Source organism: Methylobacterium sp. PvP105 (genome assembly GCF_017876975.1).
GTDB lineage: Bacteria > Pseudomonadota > Alphaproteobacteria > Rhizobiales > Beijerinckiaceae > Methylobacterium > Methylobacterium radiotolerans.
Window position 1 is genome coordinate 4844094 of record NZ_JAGIPA010000001.1, and the last position, 18407, is coordinate 4862500.

The window sequence follows — 18407 nt, forward strand, 5'->3', positions numbered from 1 at the left end:
GAGGGCGTCGCCGTCACCTTCGGACGGTGACAGATCACCGGAGGCGCGCCCGTGCCTCCGCCAGGATCGTCGACAGGCTCTGCGCGAGCGGGATGGTCGGCGCCCATCCGGTGGCGGTCCCGAAGGCCGCGGGGTCGCAGCCCTCGCTGCGTACCCCCGCCGGGCGGACCCGCCCGGGCGCGACGCGCAGGTCGAACCGCGCGTCCGTCAGTCCGCGCAGCGTCTCCAGGATGTCGGAGACCGGGGTGACGACCCCCGATCCCACGTTGAAGATGCCGCCGTCCGGCAGGTCGTCGATCCGCGCGATCACGCGCAGGCAGGCCGCGGTGAAGTCGGCCACGTCGAAGAAGTCGCGCCCCGCCGAGAGGTCGCCGACCTCGAGGCTCGGCGGCGCCAGCCCCCGCTCGATGCGGGCGATCTGACCGGCGAAGGAGGCGACCACGAAGGTCTCGCTCTGCCCGGCGCCGATGTAGTTCGACGGCCGCAGCACGAGATGCTTGACGCGGGCATTCGCCAGGACGTCGCGGAGGATGTACTCGCAGGCGTTCTTGGTCCGGCCCGAGATCGTGTCCGGGCGCGGCGTGACGCTCTCGTCGGGGCGCGCGCAGGCGCGGAACACCTCGCCGTAGACGACGGTGGAGCTGAGGAAGACCAGGGCCGCGCGGGTCCGCGCCACCGCCTCGGCGAGGTTGAGGGTGCCGAGCAGTTCCGCCCGCCAGGCGTAGGACGGCGTCTCGCTCGACTGGGCGACCGAGGCCAGGGCCGCGAGGTGGAACACGCAGGTCGGATCGAAGGCCGCGACCGTCTCGGCGAGGTCGCGCGCGTCGAACGGGTCGACGGTCCTCAGCGTCACGCCGTCGAGGGGCGGCGGCGGGCTCCGGTCGAGGCCGAGGATGCGGCTGCCCGGGGGCAGGTCCCGACGCAGAGCCTCGAGCAGGCGACGGCCGAGATAGTCTCCCGCTCCGGTGACGAGGACGCGCATGTCCCTTGCCCTCAACCCTGCCTCGAGCCCCGCGGTCCCCCGTCCCGGCGCGGGCGCCGGAATCCGGGATCGTCGGCCGCGTCTATACCGGGCCCCGCCTCGACGCGAGGGGGCGCGGGCGACGGCCGGCGCGGCCTGCGGATCATCGGCGCGCTCCCGCCGTTGTGCACATCCGAACACAGGCACGTGATCGGCGGGCTCCCGGGCGGCGCGCGCGCTATTGTTCCACCGCGGCCCCGGCCGCTCCGCGTCCGGACGGAGAGCGCCACGGTGATGGGCTGAGTGACGCGCCTCGACGATCTCGAACGGCCCGGCGCCGCGGCCCCGCGGGCGCTTCCCCCGCCGCCCGCCGGGGCACCGCCCGCGAAGCCCGTGCGCGACGCGCGGGTCGACGTCGTGCGCGGCCTCGCGCTCCTGACGATCTTCATCGACCACATCCCGCGCAACGCGCCGGCCCTGCTGACGCTGCACAATTTCGGGTTCTCGGACGCGGCCGAGATCTTCGTCCTGCTGGCCGGCTACTCGTCGATGATCGCCTACGGCGGGCTGTTCCGGCGGGCCGGGATCCGGACGGCGCTCACGCGCATCGCCAAGCGCTGCCTGCGCATCTACCTGTTCCAGGCCGGGCTGCTGCTGGCGACCCTGGTCATCGTGCGGATCTGGATGGACCTCACCGGCCTGACGCCGCGATTCGGCGTCGCGCCCCTGCTGCAGATGGGGCTCCTGCCGGGCCTGCTGCGCGGCCTCGCGCTGAACGCGCTGCCGAACTACCTCGACATCCTGCCGCTCTACATCCTGCTGCTGGCGCTGTTCCCGCTGATCTATCTCGGGATGCGGCGCGGGATCTGGGGCGTGCTGGGCCTGTCGGGGGCGCTCTGGCTCGCCGCCAACGTCGACCATCAGCTGAACCTCCCGAACGCCGCGGCGGTGGACGACAGGTGGTACTTCAATCCCTTCGCGTGGCAGTTCCTGTTCGTGATCGGCGCGGCGCTCGCGGTCGCGGTCCGCGCCCATGACGGCACGCTGCCGCGGCGCGGCTGGGCCGTGGCCGCGGCCGCCGCCTACCTCGCCTTCGCCTTCCTGCAGGGCGGGTCCTGGGCGGAGTGGGGACTTCCCGATCTCCGGCCGCTGGGGATCGGGCCGCCCGACAAGGGCCACGTCGCGCCCCTGCGCCTGATCAACATGCTGGCGCTGGCCTACCTGCTGTTCAGCACGCCCGCCGCGGCGCGCGCGAGCCGGTGGCGGGGGCTGCGCCTCGTCGACGCCTGCGGCCGGCACTCGCTGGAGATCTTCGCGGCCGGGTGCCTGGCGGCGCTGATCGGCCGCATCCTCTACCGGACCTTCGACCCCACTTGGCCGCTGCAGGTCGCGGTCAATGTCGGGGGGATCGCGGTCATGCTCGGCCTGGCGCACCTCCTGGACGCGCGCCTCCGCCGGGCCGCCGAGACCGGCCCCGACGCGCGCCGGCCCGGATAGGCCGGGAGGAGCGACGATGCCGCCGATGCGCCGCAAGGGCGATCTGCCGGAGAAGATCTGCGCCCAGTGCGGCCGCCCGTTCGCGTGGCGCAAGAAGTGGGAGCGGGTCTGGGACGAGGTCCGCTACTGCTCGGATCGGTGCCGGGCCGCGGCGAAGGCCGCCCGCGGGCGCGGCGCGGCGGGGCGCTGACCGCCCGCCGGGACGATCGGACAGCCCGCGCTCACGCGGTCCGGTCTGAAGGTCCGCCGGCCAGCGCGGCCAGCGTGTCCGGCGTGTCGACGTCGAGGGCGGTGGCCGGGTCGCCCGGGATCTCCAGCACGTCCGACCGTCCCTTCAGGAGCGGCCCGGCCCCGCGATCGCCGGCGAGGCGGGCGATGTCCGGGCCGAGGCGGCGCAGGTTGAGCAGCACCGGGTTCCCGCGCCGGCCGGCCTGAACCGGCACCACGGCCGCGGGCAGCTCCGGGGCGCCCGCGAAGGCCTCCGCGAGGCGGTCGAGATGCGCGGCGGTGACGCGCGGCATGTCGCCCAGGACGACGATGGCGGCCGCGCAGGTGGCGGGCAGCGCCGCGAGGCCGGCGCGCAGCGAGCTCGCGAGGCCGGTGCGGTAGTCCGGATTGTCGACGCGGACGAGGTCGAGCCCCGCCAGGGCGTCGCGGACCGCCTCGGCGTGCGCGCCGAGGACGGCGACCACCGGGCGCGGACGGGCGCCCAGGGCGGCCTCGGCCGCGTGGCGCACCAGGGGCTTGCCGTCGAGGCGCGCGAGCAGCTTCGGCGCGGCGCCGAACCGGCTGCCGAGGCCCGCGGCGAGCAGGACCGTGCCGATCTCAGCCATCCGCGGAGCCCGGCTCGGACTCGTCGGTCGCGGCGGCGCCGCCGGCGCGGGGCTGCGGGCGCGAGACGATCTCCATCAGCAGGCCGCCGACGCCCAGGGTGACGATGTCGGCCCGGGTCACCGGCAGGTCCGCGAGGAGCCGATGCAGGATCCAGTCGAAGCCGTTCTCCTTGGGCGAGCGGGCGCAGCCCGGCGCGCCGATCACCGGCACGGCGCCGCGGGCGCCGACGAGGAGCAGGTTGCCGGGGTCGACCGGCATGCCGAGATGGTCGACCCGGCCGCCCGCCGCCGCGATGCCGGCCGGGATGACGTCGCGCCGGTCGGCGATCGCCGAGGCGCCGAACACCACGACGAGCTCGGCCCCGGCGCGATCGATCACCTCCGCCAGGGCCACCGCCACGGACGCGCCGGCATGGGGCACCCGGGTCTCGGCGACGATCGTGGCGCCGGCGGGCGCGAGACGGTCGGCCAGCGCCCGGAGCGTCTTGTCGATCGTGGTCTCCTTGAGGCTCGGCAGGCGCGTCGAGACCACGGCCACCCGGCGGCGGCGATACGGCGTTACCGCGAGGACGTCGCCCTCCGCGGCCGCGCAGGCCCGGGCCAGCACGGCGCCCGGCACCGCGTAGGGGATGATCTTCACCGTGGCGACCATCTCGCCCTCGACCACCGGCCGGAAGCGCGGCAGCGTCGCCACCGTCACCGCCTCGTCCACGGCGTTGACCGCGTCGATCCGGGCCGGATCGAGGGTGAGCACCCCGGCCGCCTCGGCGAACAGGTTGCTGCGGCCGGTGAAGGGCGCCTCGACGCGCAGGTTCGGCCCGCGCAGGCGCGCGGCGAGGCGCGCCGCGGCGGCGTCCTCGCCGACGTCGCCGGGTTCGAGCGTCGCCGCCACGATCTCCGACAGGCCGGCCCGGGCCAGACCGGCGGCGGTCTCCTGCGCGATGACGGCGCCCTTGCGCAGGGTGATGTCGGCCCGCCGCACCGTGTGCGCGCTGATCAGCCCGGCCGATTCGGCGACCGGGACCGTCCCGAATCTCACGCGACCTCCGGACGGGGCACGCGGCGCAAGGTGGCGACGATCTCGGCGAGCACCGCCAGGGCGATCTCGGCGGGGCTCACGGCGCCGATGGGCAGGCCGATCGGCGCGTGGATCCGGCCGATCTGGGCGGGCGCGAACCCGGCCTCGGTGAGCCGCGCCACGCGCGCCGCGTGGGTCTTCCGCGAGCCGAGGGCGCCCACGTAGAAGCACTCGGCCGCCAGCGCCGCCTTCAGCGCGGGATCGTCGATCTTGGGGTCGTGGGTCAGGGCCGCCAGGGCGCAGTAGCGGTCGAGCACCGGCACGCTGGTCCCGAGGGCCGCGTCCGGCCATTCGGCGACCAGCGCGGTGCCGGGGAAGCGCTCGGGGGTCGCGAACGCGGTGCGCGGGTCGATCACCGTGAGCGCGAGGTCCAGCCCCGCCGCCATCGGCGCCATGGCCTGCGAGATGTGGACGGCGCCGACCACCACGAGCCGCACCGGCGGCACCTGCACGGTGAGGAACAGCGTCCGGCCGCCCGCCTCGACGAGGCCGCTCTTGCCGGCGGCGAGGTGCTTCGCCAGCACGTCGGCGAGGGGATCGGCGGCGATCTCGTCCTCGCGGACGAGGCGCTGCGCGCCGTCGGCGATGTCGGTGATGAGGATCGCGGCGCGGCGCGCCGCCCGCGCGTCGTTGAGCGCCGCCAGGACATCGCTGCGCATCAGTCGACCCGCTCGACGAAGACCCGGATCCGGCCGCCGCAGGACAGGCCGGCGCGCCACGCGGTCTCGTCCGCGACGCCGAATTCGAGGACGCGCGGCGCGCCGGCCTCGATCACCTCGATCGCCTCGGTGATCACCGCGCCCTCGACGCAGCCGCCGGAGACGGAGCCCAGGAAATTGCCGTCGCCGTCGACGACGAGGTGGCTGCCCACCGGTCGCGGGGCCGAGCCCCAGGTCTCGATCACGGTGGCGAGGGCCACGGCGCGGCCGTCGCGCCGCCAGGATTGGGCGGCGGAGAGGATGTCTGTGTCGGTGCTGAGCATGGCCTCGTGGACTTTCGGCCGGCGGGCGCCCCCCGCCCCTCACAGGTATGGCCCGCGTGCCGCCGTGCAAGTCGCCCGGGCCCACCGGGGATCGCGCGGCGCCTTGGCCGATCCCGACGCGGATGCGATAACGCACAGGCTTTCCGCGCCCGCTCGAGCCATGTCCGCCGCCGTTGAACGGATCCTCCGTCGACCGACCTGCCACCGCGCCCGCGGGACGGACGGGCGCGCGATGTCATGAACGCCCCGGATCCCGCCCTCGCCCGGGCGCTCCGGAAGGACCCGCCGCGCTCGGGCCCGCGCCGCCTGTGGAAGCGCGTCAGCCGGGCGATCGGCGACGTCCTGCCGAAGGGCCTCTACGCCCGCTCGCTGATCATCATCATCGCGCCGGTCGTCCTGCTCCAGTCGGTGATCGCCTACACCTTCATGGAGCGGCACTGGCAGCTCGTGACCAAGCGGCTGTCGGCGGCGGTGACCGCGGACGTCGCGGCGCTGATCGACATCTACGAGAGCTACCCGCAGGACAAGGACGCCGAGACCCTCTCGCGCATCGCCGGGGAGCGGCTGAACCTCGACCTCGACATCCTCAAGGGCGCCAAGCTGCCGCCCCCGGGCCCGCGGCCGTTCTTCTCGATCCTCGACGAGGCCCTGTCCGACGAGATCAAGCGCCAGATCCGCAGACCCTTCTGGATCGACACGGTCGGCCGCTCGAACCTGATCGAGATCCGCGTGGCGATCCCCGACGGGGTGATGCGCATCACCGCCCGGCGCAGCCAGGCCTACGCGTCGAACTCGCACATCTTCCTCGTGTGGATGATCGGCTCGTCGCTGGTGCTGCTCGGCGTCGCGATCCTGTTCCTGCGCAACCAGATCAAGCCGATCCTGCGGCTCGCCGCCGTGGCGGAGGGCTTCGGCAAGGGGCGGGAGATCGAGTTCCGGCCCCGCGGCGCCCGCGAGGTGCGTCAGGCCGGTCACGCCTTCATCGAGATGAAGCGGCGCATCGAGCGGGCGATGGAGCAGCGCACCACGATGCTGAACGGCGTCAGCCACGACCTGCGCACCATCCTGACCCGCTTCCGCCTGTCCCTGGCGCTGATCGAGCAGACCGAGGAGATCGAGGATCTCAGCCGCGACGTCGACGAGATGAGCCGGATGCTGGAGGGCTACCTCGCCTTCGCGCGGGGCGATTCGGCCGAGCCCGCGACCCCCACCGACATGCGCGCCCTGCTGGAGGACCTGCGGACCGATGTCGAGCGCCTCGGTGCCCACGTCTCCGCGGTCGATCTCGTCGGCGCGCCCGAGGTCACGGTCCGGCCGGGCGCCTTCCGGCGGTGCCTGTTCAATCTCGCGGCCAACGCCGTCCGCTACGGCGAGACGGTGGCGATCTCCGGCCGGCTGGAGGCCCGCGCCTTCCTCGTCTCGATCGACGATGACGGGCCCGGCATCCCGGCGGAGAGCCGCGAGGACGTGTTCAAGCCGTTCGTGCGGCTCGACGACGCCCGCCAGGATGCCGGCGGCTCCGGGCTCGGCCTGTCGATCGCCCGGGACATCGCCCGCGCCCACGGCGGCGACATAACCCTGCACGACAGCCCGCTCGGCGGCCTGCGGGCCACCGTCCGGGTTCCGGCCTGAGCCGGATCAGGCGGGCCGGATCACGGGAACCGGCTCAGGTATCGGCGGGCCGTCGCAGGCGCAGGAACTCGGCCTGCACGTTCCGGAGCAGGTGATCGATGCTCGCCTCGTCGAGGGCGGCGCCCGCCAGCCGGGCGCGCAGGCCGGCCTCGCCGTTCCAGGCGTAGCCGGCCTCGTACGGCAGGTGCCGCCGCAGGAGCGGGCTGACGACCGCCTCGCGCCGGTAGGCGGGATGTCGCAGCAGCCGCCCGATATGGAGCGCCAGCGTGTCGATGCTGGGGGATCTGGGGCCCGCTCCCCCCGCTCCCTTGCCTTTCGAATCGACCGATGCCCAACGCATACGTGTCCGCCCTCCCGGAGACGCCACTGTTGCGCGAAATGATTGCGCATCCATGAGCGTCCGGGCGAGCCGGCGAAAAACTGCAGCTTGCGGGGTCCCAACCTTCGCAGCACGGTGATATGCAGAGGCGCTTTCCCAGGGCCGCGGTCAGCCGCGCGCCGGATCCCGAGTGCCGAACATGAACCCGCTCGTCCCGCTCTTCGCCCTCATCTCGCTGCCGCTCGCGGCCATCGGGCTCGTGCTCTACACCGATGAGGGCATCAATCCGGACCTGTTCTACGCCTCCGTGAAGACCTTCGTGATCCTGGGCGCGATCGCCGTGGCGATGTCGTTCGGCGCGATGAAGCTCTCCGAGCGGTCCAAGCACTGAGACCTCACCGCCCGGAGGGCGCGATGCTGCACGTGGTCCCGGCCTTCTCGCGCATCGGCGAGGAGAACGCCTTCGCGGTTCTGGCTCGGGCCCAGGCCCTCGCCGCCCAGGGGCGGGACGTGATCAATCTCGGCATCGGCCAGCCGGACATGCCCACGCCCGCCCACGTGGTCGAGGCGGGGATCAAGGCGCTGCGCGACGGCCACCACGGCTACACGCCGGCCGTCGGCATCCCGCCGCTCCGCGAGGCGGTGGCCCGCGACATCCACCGCCGCCACGGCGTCGAGGTCTCGCCGGATTCCGTGATGATCGTGCCGGGCGGCAAGGTCACCATGTTCATGGCGATCCTGATGTTCGGCGCGCCCGGGACCGAGATCCTGTATCCGGACCCCGGCTTCCCGATCTACCGCTCGATGATCGAGTTCACCGGCGCGACGCCGGTGCCGGTGCCGATCCGCGAGGCGAACGGCTTCGCCTTCTCGGCGGCCGAGACGCTGGCGCTGATCACGCCGAGGACGCGGCTGCTGATCGTCAACTCGCCCGCCAACCCCACCGGCGGCGTGACGCCGAAGACCGAGATCGACGCCCTGGTGAAGGGCCTCGCCGAGCACCCCGACGTCGCGGTGCTGTCGGACGAGATCTACGGCACCATGACCTACGACGGCGAGACCCACCACTCGCTGCTGACCTATCCCGAGATCCGCGACCGGCTAGTCTACCTCGACGGCGCGTCCAAGACCTACGCGATGACCGGCTGGCGGCTCGGCTGGTCGGTCTGGCCGAAGCCGCTCTACGACGCGGCGCGCAAGCTCGCGGTCAACGCGCATTCCTGCGTCAACGCGGCGACCCAGTGGGCCGGCATCGCGGCGCTCGACGGCCCGCAGGCTTGCGTGGCCGAGATGGTGGCCGAGTTCGACCGGCGCCGGGCGATCGTGGTCGACGGGCTGAACGCCCTGCCGGACGTCTCCTGCATCGCGCCCAAGGGCGCGTTCTACGCCTTCCCGAACATCGCCCGGACCGGCTGGAAGGCGAAGGCCCTGGCCTCGGCCCTCCTGGAAGAGACGGGCGTGGCCGTGATCGGCGGTCCGGATTTCGGCGTTCACGGCGAGGGCTACCTCCGCCTGTCCTACGCCAACTCGGCCGAGAACATCCGGCGGGCTCTGGAGCGGATGGGCGCGTTCCTCGGCGAGCGGAAGCCGGGCTGAGCGGACGCCCCGTCACCCACCTCGGCCGGGCCATCAGAACCTGTCCCGGTCGACGGTAACGGCGCCGCCGTCCCCGCGAGCGCGGCGCAGCGATCCAGCCGGCGCGACGACCGCCGAGGCCGAGCCGCCCTGGGTCACTTCGCTGCGCGCGTGATGACGCCGGCGGGTGTGGCGACCGCAGCGCTCGGACGGACACAGGTGTAAACGGCGCGCCCGATCGGCCCGCCTCAGGACTTGCCGGGCGCCCGCTTGTCGATCCAGCCGACCAGCCAGTCGGCGATGTCGAGGCTGTTCTTGTCCTGCATCAGCATGTGCGAATTGCCGTGGATGCCGATCTCCGGCAGCAGGATCAGTTCCGCCTTGCCGCCCGCGGCGTTCGCCGCCGCCACGAAGCTGCGGCACTGCTTGAGCCGCGGCGCCCAGCGGGGCGAGGCGTCGACGTAGTCGCCGAACAGGACGAGGATCGGCAGGTCCTTGTAGGGCGCGAGGTCGTCCTTCGCCGGGTCCGGGCAGGCGGCCGGCTCGATCGCCACGATGGCGCGCAGGCCGGTCCGGTCGAGGGCGGCGGTCTGGAACGGGTAGATCCCCGATTGCGAGTGCGAGATCAGCACCGCGCCCTTGAGCCGCTTGGCGAGCTCCGACAGGGCCGGCACGGTCGGGTTCGGCACCGGCAGGGCGACCGACCAGTCGGGAACCATCTGCTTCCAGAACTCGCCCTGGGCCTCCAGGGGGAACTGCATGCCGGGGAACACCTTCGGGTATTCCGGCCCGAACCGGAAGATCGCCCAGGCCGGCTCGCGGCCGGCCGAGAAGACGGCCGGCAGGGAATTCGGGTCGGCCCGCCCCGTCTTCACGGCGTTGATCTGGGCCGGGCTCGCCGCCGAGCGGCCGCGCCAGGCCTGATCGATCACGTAGGTCGGGAAGCCGCGCCGGACGAGGTACTCGTCCCAGCCCATGCGCCCGTCGGGCGTCGTCTCCCAGGTTTTGCCGGTGAGGCAGCAGCCGTGGATCAGGACCAGCGGCGGCCGTCCGGCGTTCACCGGGATCTGATAGCGGACATAGATCTGGTCGACGCTGATCGTGCCCGACGGCGCGTAGGCCGGCAGCGTCGAGAGCGTGTCGGACTGGACGTCGCGACCGCCGACGAAGAAGCTGCCCTGCTCGGCGATCGTCAGCGGGCCGGGGGCCGGGTCGGCCGCGCGCGCGGAGCCGCCGGCGATCAGCACGGCTGCGACCAGCGCGCAGGCCCGCCGCCGGGCGCGCCCGAGCGCGGGCACTGACAGTCCTGCCATGAAATGTCCCGTCCTCCCGCGGACGGATCGCCCGGACCCGTCGTCGCGGGGAAGCCTAGCACGAAGCTCGGCCGCCGTGGAGGATCCACCCATCGGACAGGTTGCCGCTCAGGCCGCGATGTCGCGCTCGACCCGCTCGGTCGTCTCCGCGGGCAGGTCGAGGGCCTCGGCCAGCATCTTCAGGAACTGACGCTCCTGGAGCGTGTCGGGATCGATCGCGAGCCGCGCCGCCGCGAAGATCCGCGCCGCCGCGTCCGGACTCGCGACCCGCTCGGCGATCGCGTCGACGTCGGCGGGATCCGCGAGTTCGCGGTCGAGCCAGGACCGGCCATCGGGATCGAGGCCCGCCTCCGCCACGGCCGCGTCGAGGCGTTTGCGCTCCGCGGCGTCGACCATCCCGTCGGCCGTCGTGGCCGCCACCATGGCCCGCAGCATCAGCCGGGCCTCGTCCTCGGCGACCTGCGTGAAGTCCGGCCCGCCGGCCTCGGGCGGCGCCGCCCCGCGCAATGCCCGGTAGGCGAGGCTGCCGATCAGCGCCAGCCCGCCGAGGGCGGCACCGGCGGCGAGGCCGCCGCGCCTCGAACGCACCAGCGCGTCGACGATCCGTCTGCTGTCAGCCATGCCGTCCTCCCGGGATCCGATCCAGATCGGATCGGAAACCACCCGGGAGGCGCTCGGGTTCAGCCGCGCTCAGGCGTCGGCCTCATCCTCGTCCTCGTCCTCGTCGATATCCACAAGGAAGACGATGTCGGCCTCGTCCTCGTCGTCCGAATCGGAACCGGTGTGGCGCGGATCCTCGACGAAGTCGCCCTCGCCGTCGTCCTCGGCGAGCGCGTCCTCGAAGATCTCGACCTCGTCCTCGGTGGCGGCCCGGACCTTAAGCGCCGACGTGCCGTTCCAGAGCGGCTTCCCGCCGGTCGTCATGGTCCGGATGTCTTCCTTGAAGCCGTCACAGGTGAAGAGGTCCTTGGCGGACGCCTCGTCGCTGTTGATCACCGCAACGGCGGTGCCGTCGATCTCGAGCGTGAACATGGCCGGCATCCCTCTCGTAACCGTCCTCAGGCGCCCCCGCTCGGCGGGCCGGCGCACGGGTGCGACGCGCTGCCCCGGGAAAGAAACGCCTCGGTTTCGTCCGGTGGCGATGAGCGTCGCGCGGGGATGCTGTAGGGGTGAAGCGGACGGCCGCCAAGCCCGTCGCGGCCCCACCCGCACGATTCGGCGCGGCACGGCTCCTGCGCGCGTCGCCGCGGACACGGTCTCGAACACGAAGGATCACCCGCGCATGCGGATCAGGCTCGGCTGCGAGATGCGCTACGCCTTCCCCTACCCGGTGCCCATGGTGGTGATGCTCAACGTGCATCCCTCCAGGGCGGCCGCCCTGGAGGCGCCCGACGCGCTCCGGACCGATCCGCCCGTCCCGGTGACGATCTATCGCGACGGCTTCGGCAACCTGTGCGGCCGCCTGACCGCGCCCGCCGGCAACTTCACCATCGGGACCGACGCCGCGATCCGCGACAGCGGCGTGCCCGATCCGGTCCACCCGGAGGCCGCGCAGCACGCGATCGAGGAGCTGCCGCCCGAGACGATCGTGTTCCTGCTCCCCAGCCGCTACTGCGAGTCCGACCTCCTGGCCGACGAGGCGTGGCGTCTCTTCGGCCATACCGAGCCGGGCTGGGCCCGGGTGCAGGCGGTCTGCGACTTCGTCCACGCCCACATCGCGTTCGGCTACGAGTTCGCCCACCGCGACCGCACGGCCATGGACGCCTACGCGGGCGGGCGCGGCGTCTGCCGGGACTTCACCCACCTGGCGGTCGCGTTCTGCCGCGCCCTCAACGTCCCGACCCGGTACTGCACCGGCTACATCAGCTTCATCGGCGAGCCCGAGCCGCACCCGGCGGGCGACTTCGCGGCCTGGATGGAGGTCTATCTCGGTGGAGGCTGGCACGTGTTCGACCCGCGCAACAACAGCCCGCGGATCGGCCGCGTCATGGTCGCGTACGGCCGCGACGCCGCGGACGTGCCGCTGACCCACACGTTCGGACCCAATCCCCTCGTGGGCTTCCGGGTCTGGGCCGACCGGATCGACCACCTCGACGCGTCCGGCGACGCGCCGGTAATGCCGGAGGAACCCCTGCCGCCGCAGAGCATGGCGACCCGGACGGGGTGAGCGCCGCGCGTCAGACGCCGGCGCCGCGGGCGATGGCGCGCTTGACCACCCCCTGCACGTCCGGGTTCGAGAGGAACAGGTCGTGGTTGATCAGGCCGCCGCCGTAATCGGAGGCGTCGGCGACGCGGACGCCGAGGGCCTCGAGCTTGGCGCGGTCGGCCGCGCCGGCGCGCACGCCCCCCGCCAGCGCCGCCGAGAGTTCGAGCGCCCGGTCGTTGGTGGAGGAGATCACCGTGATCTTCGAGACGTCGGGCCCGAGGCGGGCGACGCCGTTGGAGAACAGGTCGAAATCGATGTCGGGCGCGGCCAGCACCACGGCACCGATCCGCGACATCGCCGCCTCGCCGGCCTCGGCGCGGAGCATGCGCAGGGTCTCGAGGGTGAGGAGCGTGCCCATGGAGTGCGCGACGATGTTGATGCGGCCGCCGCTGGGCGAGGCGGCGAGCGCCTTCAGCAGGTCCTCGAACGCGTCGCGCGACCAGAGGGCGCTCTCGCGATCGTAATTGTAATCGAGGGTCGCGGCCGCCGACGGCCACGTGAACAGGCCGGAGACGCCGCGGAACCGGATCCCGTCCGAGAGCCGGGCAGCGCTGACGGCGGCGGATTCGAACGATTCGCGGTAGCCGTGGACGTAGATCAGCACGTCGCGCCCGAGGGCGGCCTGGGAAAAGGCCTCGGCGGCGCCCGGGCCGGACTCGGATTTCGGAACTGCGCCGATGGTCCAGTCGCCGGTGATGACGGACGAGACCTTGCCGAGCAGCGAGCGGTCGGGCGGCGACAGGCGCACCTCGGCGAAGCTCAGGCCGCGGCCGCGGTCGCTGCTGAAGTACGGCGGTCGGGGCGGATTGCCCACGGGCTTGCGGGTCGTGGCGACCAGCAGCACCGGCATGACGTCGAGGGCCGACTGCTTCTCGGGCAGGGCCGCGCCGGTGCCGAGGTCGTCGGTGACGCAGGCACCGAGCGACGGGGCGAGACCCGCGGCGCCCGCGAGGGCTCCGAAGCGGAGAAGGACGCGGCGTGAGACGATCTGGCTCGACATGATCCGGTGACGCTCGGGCGGGTCGTCTTCCGTTGCCCAGGATCGTGACCATCGCGGGGCACGATCGCCGCATCGCGGCGTGAATAGCGGGCACGGCCGGGCTTGTGGTGGGCGGGACACAGCCGGCCCATCCCCCGGCCCCGGTACTCTCCCCCTCGACGGCGGCCGTCGCCGCGGCCATGAAGGGATCATGACGCCGTCCATCGACATCGAGAGTCTCCGGGAGCGCCTGCTGCGCGGCGACCGCGCCGCTCTGGCCCGCGCCATCACGCTGGCCGAGTCCAAGCGCGCCGATCACCGGGCGCTGGCGGCGAGCCTGATCGACTCGGTCCTGCCCGAGACCGGCCGGGCGATCCGCGTCGGCATCACCGGCGTACCCGGCGTCGGCAAGTCGACCACCATCGACGCCCTCGGCTCGAACCTGACGGAGGCCGGTCACAAGGTGGCGGTGCTCGCGGTCGACCCGTCGTCCTCGCGGACCGGCGGCTCGATCTTGGGCGACAAGACCCGGATGGCGCGGCTGTCGCACGATCCCGGAGCCTTCATCCGTCCCTCCCCGTCCTCCGGCACGCTCGGCGGCGTCGCGGCCAAGACCCGCGAGACCATGCTGCTCTGCGAGGCGGCGGGCTTCGACGTGATCCTCGTCGAGACGGTCGGCGTCGGCCAGTCGGAAACGGCCGTGGCCGACCTCACCGACTTCTTCCTCGTGCTGATGCTGCCCGGGGCGGGCGACGAGTTGCAGGGCATCAAGAAGGGCATTCTCGAACTCGCCGACATGATCGCCGTCAACAAGGCCGATGCGGGCGAGGCCGAGCAGCGCGCCAACGCGGCGGCCTCGGAGTACCGGGCGGCGCTGCACATCCTGACTCCGGCCTCCGCCACCTGGACACCGCCGGTGGTCACGATCTCGGGCTTCCACAACCTGCGGCTCGACGCCCTGTGGGCGAAGATCGTCGATCACCGGGAGAAGCTCACGGCGACCGGCGAGATCCAGGCGAAGCGCCGGACTCAGGACGTGAAGTGGATGTGGGCGCTGGTCGACGAGCGCCTGCACCAGCGTCTCGTCGGCTCCCCGGAAGTTCGCCGCCGCACGGCCGAGGCCGAGGCCGGCGTCGCCCGGGGCGAGACCTCCCCGGCCGCCGGCGCGGCGGCCATCGCCGAGTTGATCGGGCTCTGACCGTTCCGCGGCCGCGATCGCGGGGCGAGACGCACAATTTCGTGGCGGGCGGGGGCACAAACGCCGTCTCGCGCGTTCGGTGGACGACGGCTTATCGAGCGGCGCCCCTGTCGCGGCGCCGCGCTCACGTCCAGGAGAGTGCCATGGTTGATACGGATCGGATCGTCGGCGGCGCCAAGGAGGCCGTCGGCAAGGTTCAGGGCTCGGCCGGTGATTTCGTGGGCTCCAACCGCGACTCGGTCGAGGGACGTTTCCGCGAGGCCCAGGGCCAGGCTCAGAACGTCTACGGCCAGGTGAAGGACAAGGCCCGTGACATCGCAGACCGGGCCGGTGACTACGCGAGCGACGCCTACGAGCGCGCCGGCGACGTGGCGGGGGACGTCTACGAGCGAAGCGGTTCGTACCTGCGCGACGGGCGCACCGCCGTCGGCGCCCGGGTGGAGGAGAACCCCCTGGTCGCGCTGCTGATCGCGGGCGCGGTCGGCTACGGCCTCGCCCTGCTGGTCCACGGTCGCCGCTGACCGGGAGAGGCCCCGCCCGGATTCGGGCGGGGCCTTGGCGGCGACCGGGCCCGGCCGCCGCGGCCGGTCGCGCTACTGCGCGGTCCAGCCACCGTCCATGCTGATATTGGCGCCCGTGATCTGGCTCGCCGCGTCGGAGCACAGGAACACCGCCAGCGCGGCCACCTGGTCGACGGTGACGAACTCCTTGGTCGGCTGCGCCTTCAGCATCACGTCCTCGATCACCTGCTCCTTGGTGAGGCCGCGGGCCTTCATCGTGTCGGGGATCTGGGCCTCCACCAGAGGCGTCCAGACGTAGCCGGGCGAGATGCAGTTCACCGTGATCCTGTGCGGGGCGAGTTCCAGCGCCGCCGTCTTGCTCAGGCCCGCGATCCCGTGCTTGGCCGCCACGTAGGCCGACTTGAACGGCGAGGCCACCAGAGAGTGGGCCGAGGCCGTGTTGATGATCCGCCCCCAACCCCGCGCCTTCATCCCGGGAATCGCCGCGTGCATCGTGTGGAAGGCCGAGGACAGGTTGATCGCGATGATCTGCTCCCACTTCTCCGCGGGAAACTCCTCGATCGGCGATACGAACTGGATGCCGGCGTTGTTGACCAGCACGTCGACCGCCCCGAAGGTCTCCTCCGCCTCGCGCACCATGGCGGCGATCGCATCGGGCTTGCTCATGTCGGCGGCCGAGTACCGGGCCTTGACCCCGTAGGTGCTCTCGATCCCCGCCCGGGCCTCCTCGACGGCCTGCGCGTCCCCGAAGCCGTTGAGCACGATGTTGGCCCCCTCGGCCGCGAGGGCGCGCGCGATGGCGAGCCCGATGCCGCTGGTCGAGCCGGTCACGAGGGCGGTCTTGGTCTTGAGGGTCATGGGGCCTCCTGGAACGCGGGCGCGCCGCCGCTCGGACGCGGTCACGGCCGGGCGACGGTGGGACAGGTCGCGACCTAAGTAGCGCGGGACAGGGAGTCCGGCACAGGGTCGCCCGATGGCGGAGCGGGCAGGATGTCACCGGCCGCCGGCTGCGCCTGCGCCGAGGCCGGAAACTCGATCTCGACCCGCAGCCCGGGGCCGTTGTCGGCGAGCCGCAGGGTCCCGTGATGCAGGCGCACCACGGCGTTGACGAGGCTGAGGCCCAGACCGAAGCCGGGTCGCGACCGGGCATCCTCCAGGCGCACGAAGCGTCCGAGCACGCGGGCCCGGTCCGTCTCGGGAATGCCCGGGCCGTGATCGGAGACGGCGAGTCGGACCGTGCCCGCCTCGCGCCACGCGTCCAGGGTCACGCGGGCTTCCGCTCCGGCGGAGACGGCCCCGTACTTCAGGGCATTGTCGATCAGGTTGGCCAGGGCCTGACCGATGAGTTCGCGGTTGCCGGCGATGATCAGGTCGTCCTGCGCGGTCACCGTGAGGGTCAGGCCCTGGTCCTCGGCGAGCGCCTCGTACAATTCGCCGACGCCCCGCACCGCTTGTCCGATATCCAGCGGGACGAGGATCTCCCGGGCGCTTCCGGCCTCGAGCCGCGCGATCATCAGGAGCGCGTTGAACACCCGGATCAGCCCGTCGCCCTCGTCGATCACGGCTTCCAGCGCCGCGCGCAGTTCCTCCTGCGTCGAGGCCCGGCGCAGGGCCTCGTCGGCGCGGTTGCGCAGGCGGGTCAGCGGCGTCTTCAGGTCATGCGCGATGTTGTCGGAGACCTCCCGCATGCCGCGCATCAGTTCGCCGATCCGCTCCAGCATCTGGTTGAGGCTGGACGCGAGGCGGTCGAGTTCGTCGCCGTTCCCGGCCACGTGGAGCCGGCCGTCGAGGTCGCCCGCCATGATCGCCCGCGTGGTCTGTGTCATGGCATCGACCCGGCGCAGGACACGGCTCGCCGCGAGCCAGCCGCCGATCACCCCGAGGAGCACGACCGCGGCCAGCGACGTGACGAAGGCGCGTCCGATCACCGCCCGCAGGCGGTCGCGCTCCTCGGTGTCGCGCCCGACGAGCAGGCGGAACCCGCCCGGCAGCGTGAAGACCCGCACGATCGCCTGATGCGCCTCGGAATCCGCGTCGTTGCGGCCGTAGCGCGTCTCGCTCTGGCCGGGCGTCGCCAGCACGGCGGCGGGCACGTAGCCGACGTTGCCGACGACATGGTCGCCGCCCGCCGTGGTCACCAGGTAGAGGGACGCGCCGGGCTCCCGCGAGCGCCGCTCCACCACGGAGATCAGCCGCCGCAGGCCGCCGGCATTGTACTGCTCCGACAGGCCGTTGATCTCTGCGTCGATCGTCGAGACGATCTGGTCGTCGAGCACCGCGCGGGCGTTCCACGCGACGTAGCCGAGCGCCAGGAACGCGCAGAGGGCGAAGATCGCCAGGTAGGCCAGCGACAGCTTGAACGCGGTGGTGCGGAACAGCTTCTGGAACCGCGCCCCCGCGGTCTCGCGGGCGACCGGCGCCTCGGTCCCGACGTCGCTCACCCGGCCGCGCCGTCGTCGAAGCGCAGCACGTAGCCGGCCCCCCGGACCGTGTGGATGATCGGCGACGGGAAGCCCTTGTCGAGCTTGCTGCGCAGGCGCGAGACGTGGACGTCGATGACGTTGGTCTGCGGGTCGAAGTGGTAGTCCCACACGTGCTCGAGCAGCATGGTGCGCGTCACGACCTGTCCGGCGTGACGCATCAGGTACTCGAGGAGGCGGAACTCGCGCGGCTGCAGCGGGATCTCGCGGCCGGCCCGGGTCACCCGATGCGACAGGCGGTCGAGCTCCAGGTCGCCGATCCGGTAGCGCGTCTCCTCCGCGGCGCCGGATCCGGCCTGTCGCCGGGCCAGCGCCTCGGTCCGTGCCAGGAGCTCGGAGAACGCGTAGGGCTTCGGCAGGTAGTCGTCGCCGCCGGCGCGCAGCCCCTTCACCCGGTCGTCGACCTGCCCCAGCGCGGACAGGATCAGGGTCGGCGTCGCGACGTTCTGCTCGCGCAGCGACCGGATCAGCGACAGGCCGTCGAGCTTCGGCAGCATCCTGTCGACGATCAGCACGTCGTAGTCGCCCTCGCGGGCGAGCGCGTACCCGTCGAGACCATCATGCGCGCTGTCGGCGACGTGTCCGGTCTCGCGGAACGCCTTGACGAGATAGGCCGCCGCCTCCCGGTCGTCCTCGATGATGAGCAGTCGCATGGCCCCGTTCCATAGCGCGCCGCGCGGGTCGGGGGAACGTATCTCCATCAACATGGTCAAGCCGCTCCCCTCCCCTCACGGGACGAACGGGCCGAGGCCGCGGACCTCGACCCGTCCCGAAGCGGGGCGCGGACGACTCGGAGGGCGCGAGATCCGTCACCGGCTTCGTCCGCGCGGGCG

The 18407-nt window shown here is 72.8% G+C and carries 21 protein-coding genes; 8 read left to right on the forward strand and 13 right to left on the reverse strand.

What is annotated here, in order from left to right:
• Positions 1-34 precede the first annotated feature (34 nt).
• Positions 35-982 carry an NAD-dependent epimerase/dehydratase family protein gene (locus tag J3A75_RS23690; protein WP_012320404.1) on the reverse strand — a complete coding sequence of 316 codons (948 nt, stop codon included), beginning with the start codon at positions 980-982 and terminating at the stop codon, positions 35-37.
• A 282-nt stretch (positions 983-1264) separates the two neighbouring features.
• Here J3A75_RS23690 and J3A75_RS23695 point away from each other — a divergent pair, with 282 nt between their 5' ends.
• Both J3A75_RS23695 and J3A75_RS23700 read left to right on the forward strand, forming a co-directional pair.
• Positions 1265-2458 carry an OpgC domain-containing protein gene (locus J3A75_RS23695; RefSeq protein ID WP_209650785.1) on the forward strand — a complete coding sequence of 398 codons (1194 nt, stop codon included), beginning with the start codon at positions 1265-1267 and terminating at the stop codon, positions 2456-2458.
• A 16-nt stretch (positions 2459-2474) separates the two neighbouring features.
• Positions 2475-2648, forward strand: coding sequence for a DUF2256 domain-containing protein (locus tag J3A75_RS23700; RefSeq protein WP_012320406.1), 174 nt, complete (start codon positions 2475-2477; stop codon positions 2646-2648).
• A gap of 31 nt (positions 2649-2679) precedes the next feature.
• Here J3A75_RS23700 and J3A75_RS23705 read toward each other — a convergent pair whose 3' ends face one another.
• Genes J3A75_RS23705 through J3A75_RS23720 form a run of 4 tightly spaced genes read right to left on the reverse strand, consistent with a single transcriptional unit; the run spans position 2680 to position 5351 of the window.
• Complete coding sequence (locus J3A75_RS23705; RefSeq protein WP_012320407.1) at positions 2680-3291, reverse strand: NTP transferase domain-containing protein; 612 nt, start codon at positions 3289-3291, stop codon at positions 2680-2682.
• Positions 3284-4330: a molybdopterin-binding protein gene (locus J3A75_RS23710; RefSeq protein WP_070999955.1), complete on the reverse strand. Its 1047-nt coding sequence runs from the start codon at positions 4328-4330 to the stop codon at positions 3284-3286. The genes J3A75_RS23705 and J3A75_RS23710 overlap by 8 nt, the downstream gene beginning before the upstream one ends.
• A complete protein-coding gene (locus tag J3A75_RS23715) occupies positions 4327-5028 on the reverse strand; it encodes an XdhC family protein (RefSeq protein WP_012320409.1) in 702 nt (233 codons plus the stop codon). Before J3A75_RS23715 ends, J3A75_RS23710 begins: the two co-directional genes overlap by 4 nt.
• Positions 5028-5351 (reverse strand): XdhC family protein, encoded by a 324-nt coding sequence (locus tag J3A75_RS23720; RefSeq protein WP_012320410.1) that lies wholly within the window; start codon positions 5349-5351, stop codon positions 5028-5030. The genes J3A75_RS23715 and J3A75_RS23720 overlap by 1 nt, the downstream gene beginning before the upstream one ends.
• 237 nt (positions 5352-5588) lie before the next feature.
• On the opposite strand from J3A75_RS23720, the gene J3A75_RS23725 reads away from it, so the two are divergent.
• Positions 5589-6983, forward strand: coding sequence for an ATP-binding protein (locus J3A75_RS23725; protein WP_024829298.1), 1395 nt, complete (start codon positions 5589-5591; stop codon positions 6981-6983).
• 34 nt (positions 6984-7017) lie between these two features.
• On the opposite strand, the gene J3A75_RS23730 is transcribed toward J3A75_RS23725, so the two are convergent.
• The gene (locus J3A75_RS23730) at positions 7018-7323 is read right to left on the reverse strand and encodes a hypothetical protein (RefSeq protein ID WP_012320412.1); all 306 of its coding nucleotides are present in this window, start codon (positions 7321-7323) and stop codon (positions 7018-7020) included.
• A gap of 178 nt (positions 7324-7501) precedes the next feature.
• On the opposite strand from J3A75_RS23730, the gene J3A75_RS23735 reads away from it, so the two are divergent.
• Entirely contained in the window at positions 7502-7693 is a 192-nt protein-coding gene (locus J3A75_RS23735) for a hypothetical protein (RefSeq protein WP_012320413.1), read from the forward strand.
• Positions 7694-7716: 23 nt separating this feature from the next.
• Positions 7717-8898 (forward strand): pyridoxal phosphate-dependent aminotransferase, encoded by a 1182-nt coding sequence (locus tag J3A75_RS23740; RefSeq protein WP_053622406.1) that lies wholly within the window; start codon positions 7717-7719, stop codon positions 8896-8898.
• Positions 8899-9125: 227 nt separating this feature from the next.
• On the opposite strand, the gene J3A75_RS23745 is transcribed toward J3A75_RS23740, so the two are convergent.
• From J3A75_RS23745 to J3A75_RS23755, 3 genes are all read right to left on the reverse strand, one after another.
• The gene (locus J3A75_RS23745) at positions 9126-10190 is read right to left on the reverse strand and encodes an esterase (protein WP_076729391.1); all 1065 of its coding nucleotides are present in this window, start codon (positions 10188-10190) and stop codon (positions 9126-9128) included.
• A 108-nt stretch (positions 10191-10298) separates the two neighbouring features.
• Entirely contained in the window at positions 10299-10811 is a 513-nt protein-coding gene (locus J3A75_RS23750) for a DUF533 domain-containing protein (protein WP_053622410.1), read from the reverse strand.
• A 69-nt stretch (positions 10812-10880) separates the two neighbouring features.
• Complete coding sequence (locus tag J3A75_RS23755; protein ID WP_024829293.1) at positions 10881-11222, reverse strand: hypothetical protein; 342 nt, start codon at positions 11220-11222, stop codon at positions 10881-10883.
• A 250-nt stretch (positions 11223-11472) separates the two neighbouring features.
• Between J3A75_RS23755 and J3A75_RS23760 the strand changes: the two genes are divergently transcribed.
• On the forward strand, positions 11473-12357 hold the full coding sequence (locus tag J3A75_RS23760; RefSeq protein ID WP_043074164.1) for a transglutaminase-like domain-containing protein: 885 nt from the start codon (positions 11473-11475) through the stop codon (positions 12355-12357).
• Between the two features lie 10 nt (positions 12358-12367).
• Here the strand turns inward: J3A75_RS23760 and J3A75_RS23765 are convergent, their stop codons facing one another.
• Positions 12368-13396 (reverse strand): alpha/beta hydrolase, encoded by a 1029-nt coding sequence (locus J3A75_RS23765; RefSeq protein ID WP_012320419.1) that lies wholly within the window; start codon positions 13394-13396, stop codon positions 12368-12370.
• A 190-nt stretch (positions 13397-13586) separates the two neighbouring features.
• Between J3A75_RS23765 and meaB the strand changes: the two genes are divergently transcribed.
• Both meaB and J3A75_RS23775 read left to right on the forward strand, forming a co-directional pair.
• Positions 13587-14573, forward strand: coding sequence for a methylmalonyl Co-A mutase-associated GTPase MeaB (gene meaB, locus J3A75_RS23770; RefSeq protein WP_012320420.1), 987 nt, complete (start codon positions 13587-13589; stop codon positions 14571-14573).
• Between the two features lie 143 nt (positions 14574-14716).
• Positions 14717-15094, forward strand: a complete 378-nt coding sequence (locus J3A75_RS23775) for a CsbD family protein (RefSeq protein WP_012320421.1) — start codon at positions 14717-14719, stop codon at positions 15092-15094.
• Between the two features lie 72 nt (positions 15095-15166).
• On the opposite strand, the gene J3A75_RS23780 is transcribed toward J3A75_RS23775, so the two are convergent.
• From J3A75_RS23780 to J3A75_RS23790, 3 genes are all read right to left on the reverse strand, one after another.
• Complete coding sequence (locus J3A75_RS23780) at positions 15167-15952, reverse strand: 3-hydroxybutyrate dehydrogenase (protein WP_024829290.1); 786 nt, start codon at positions 15950-15952, stop codon at positions 15167-15169.
• Between the two features lie 74 nt (positions 15953-16026).
• On the reverse strand, positions 16027-17535 hold the full coding sequence (locus J3A75_RS23785) for an ATP-binding protein (RefSeq protein WP_012320423.1): 1509 nt from the start codon (positions 17533-17535) through the stop codon (positions 16027-16029).
• Positions 17532-18227, reverse strand: coding sequence for a response regulator transcription factor (locus J3A75_RS23790; RefSeq protein ID WP_024829288.1), 696 nt, complete (start codon positions 18225-18227; stop codon positions 17532-17534). Before J3A75_RS23790 ends, J3A75_RS23785 begins: the two co-directional genes overlap by 4 nt.
• Positions 18228-18407: the final 180 nt, after the last annotated feature.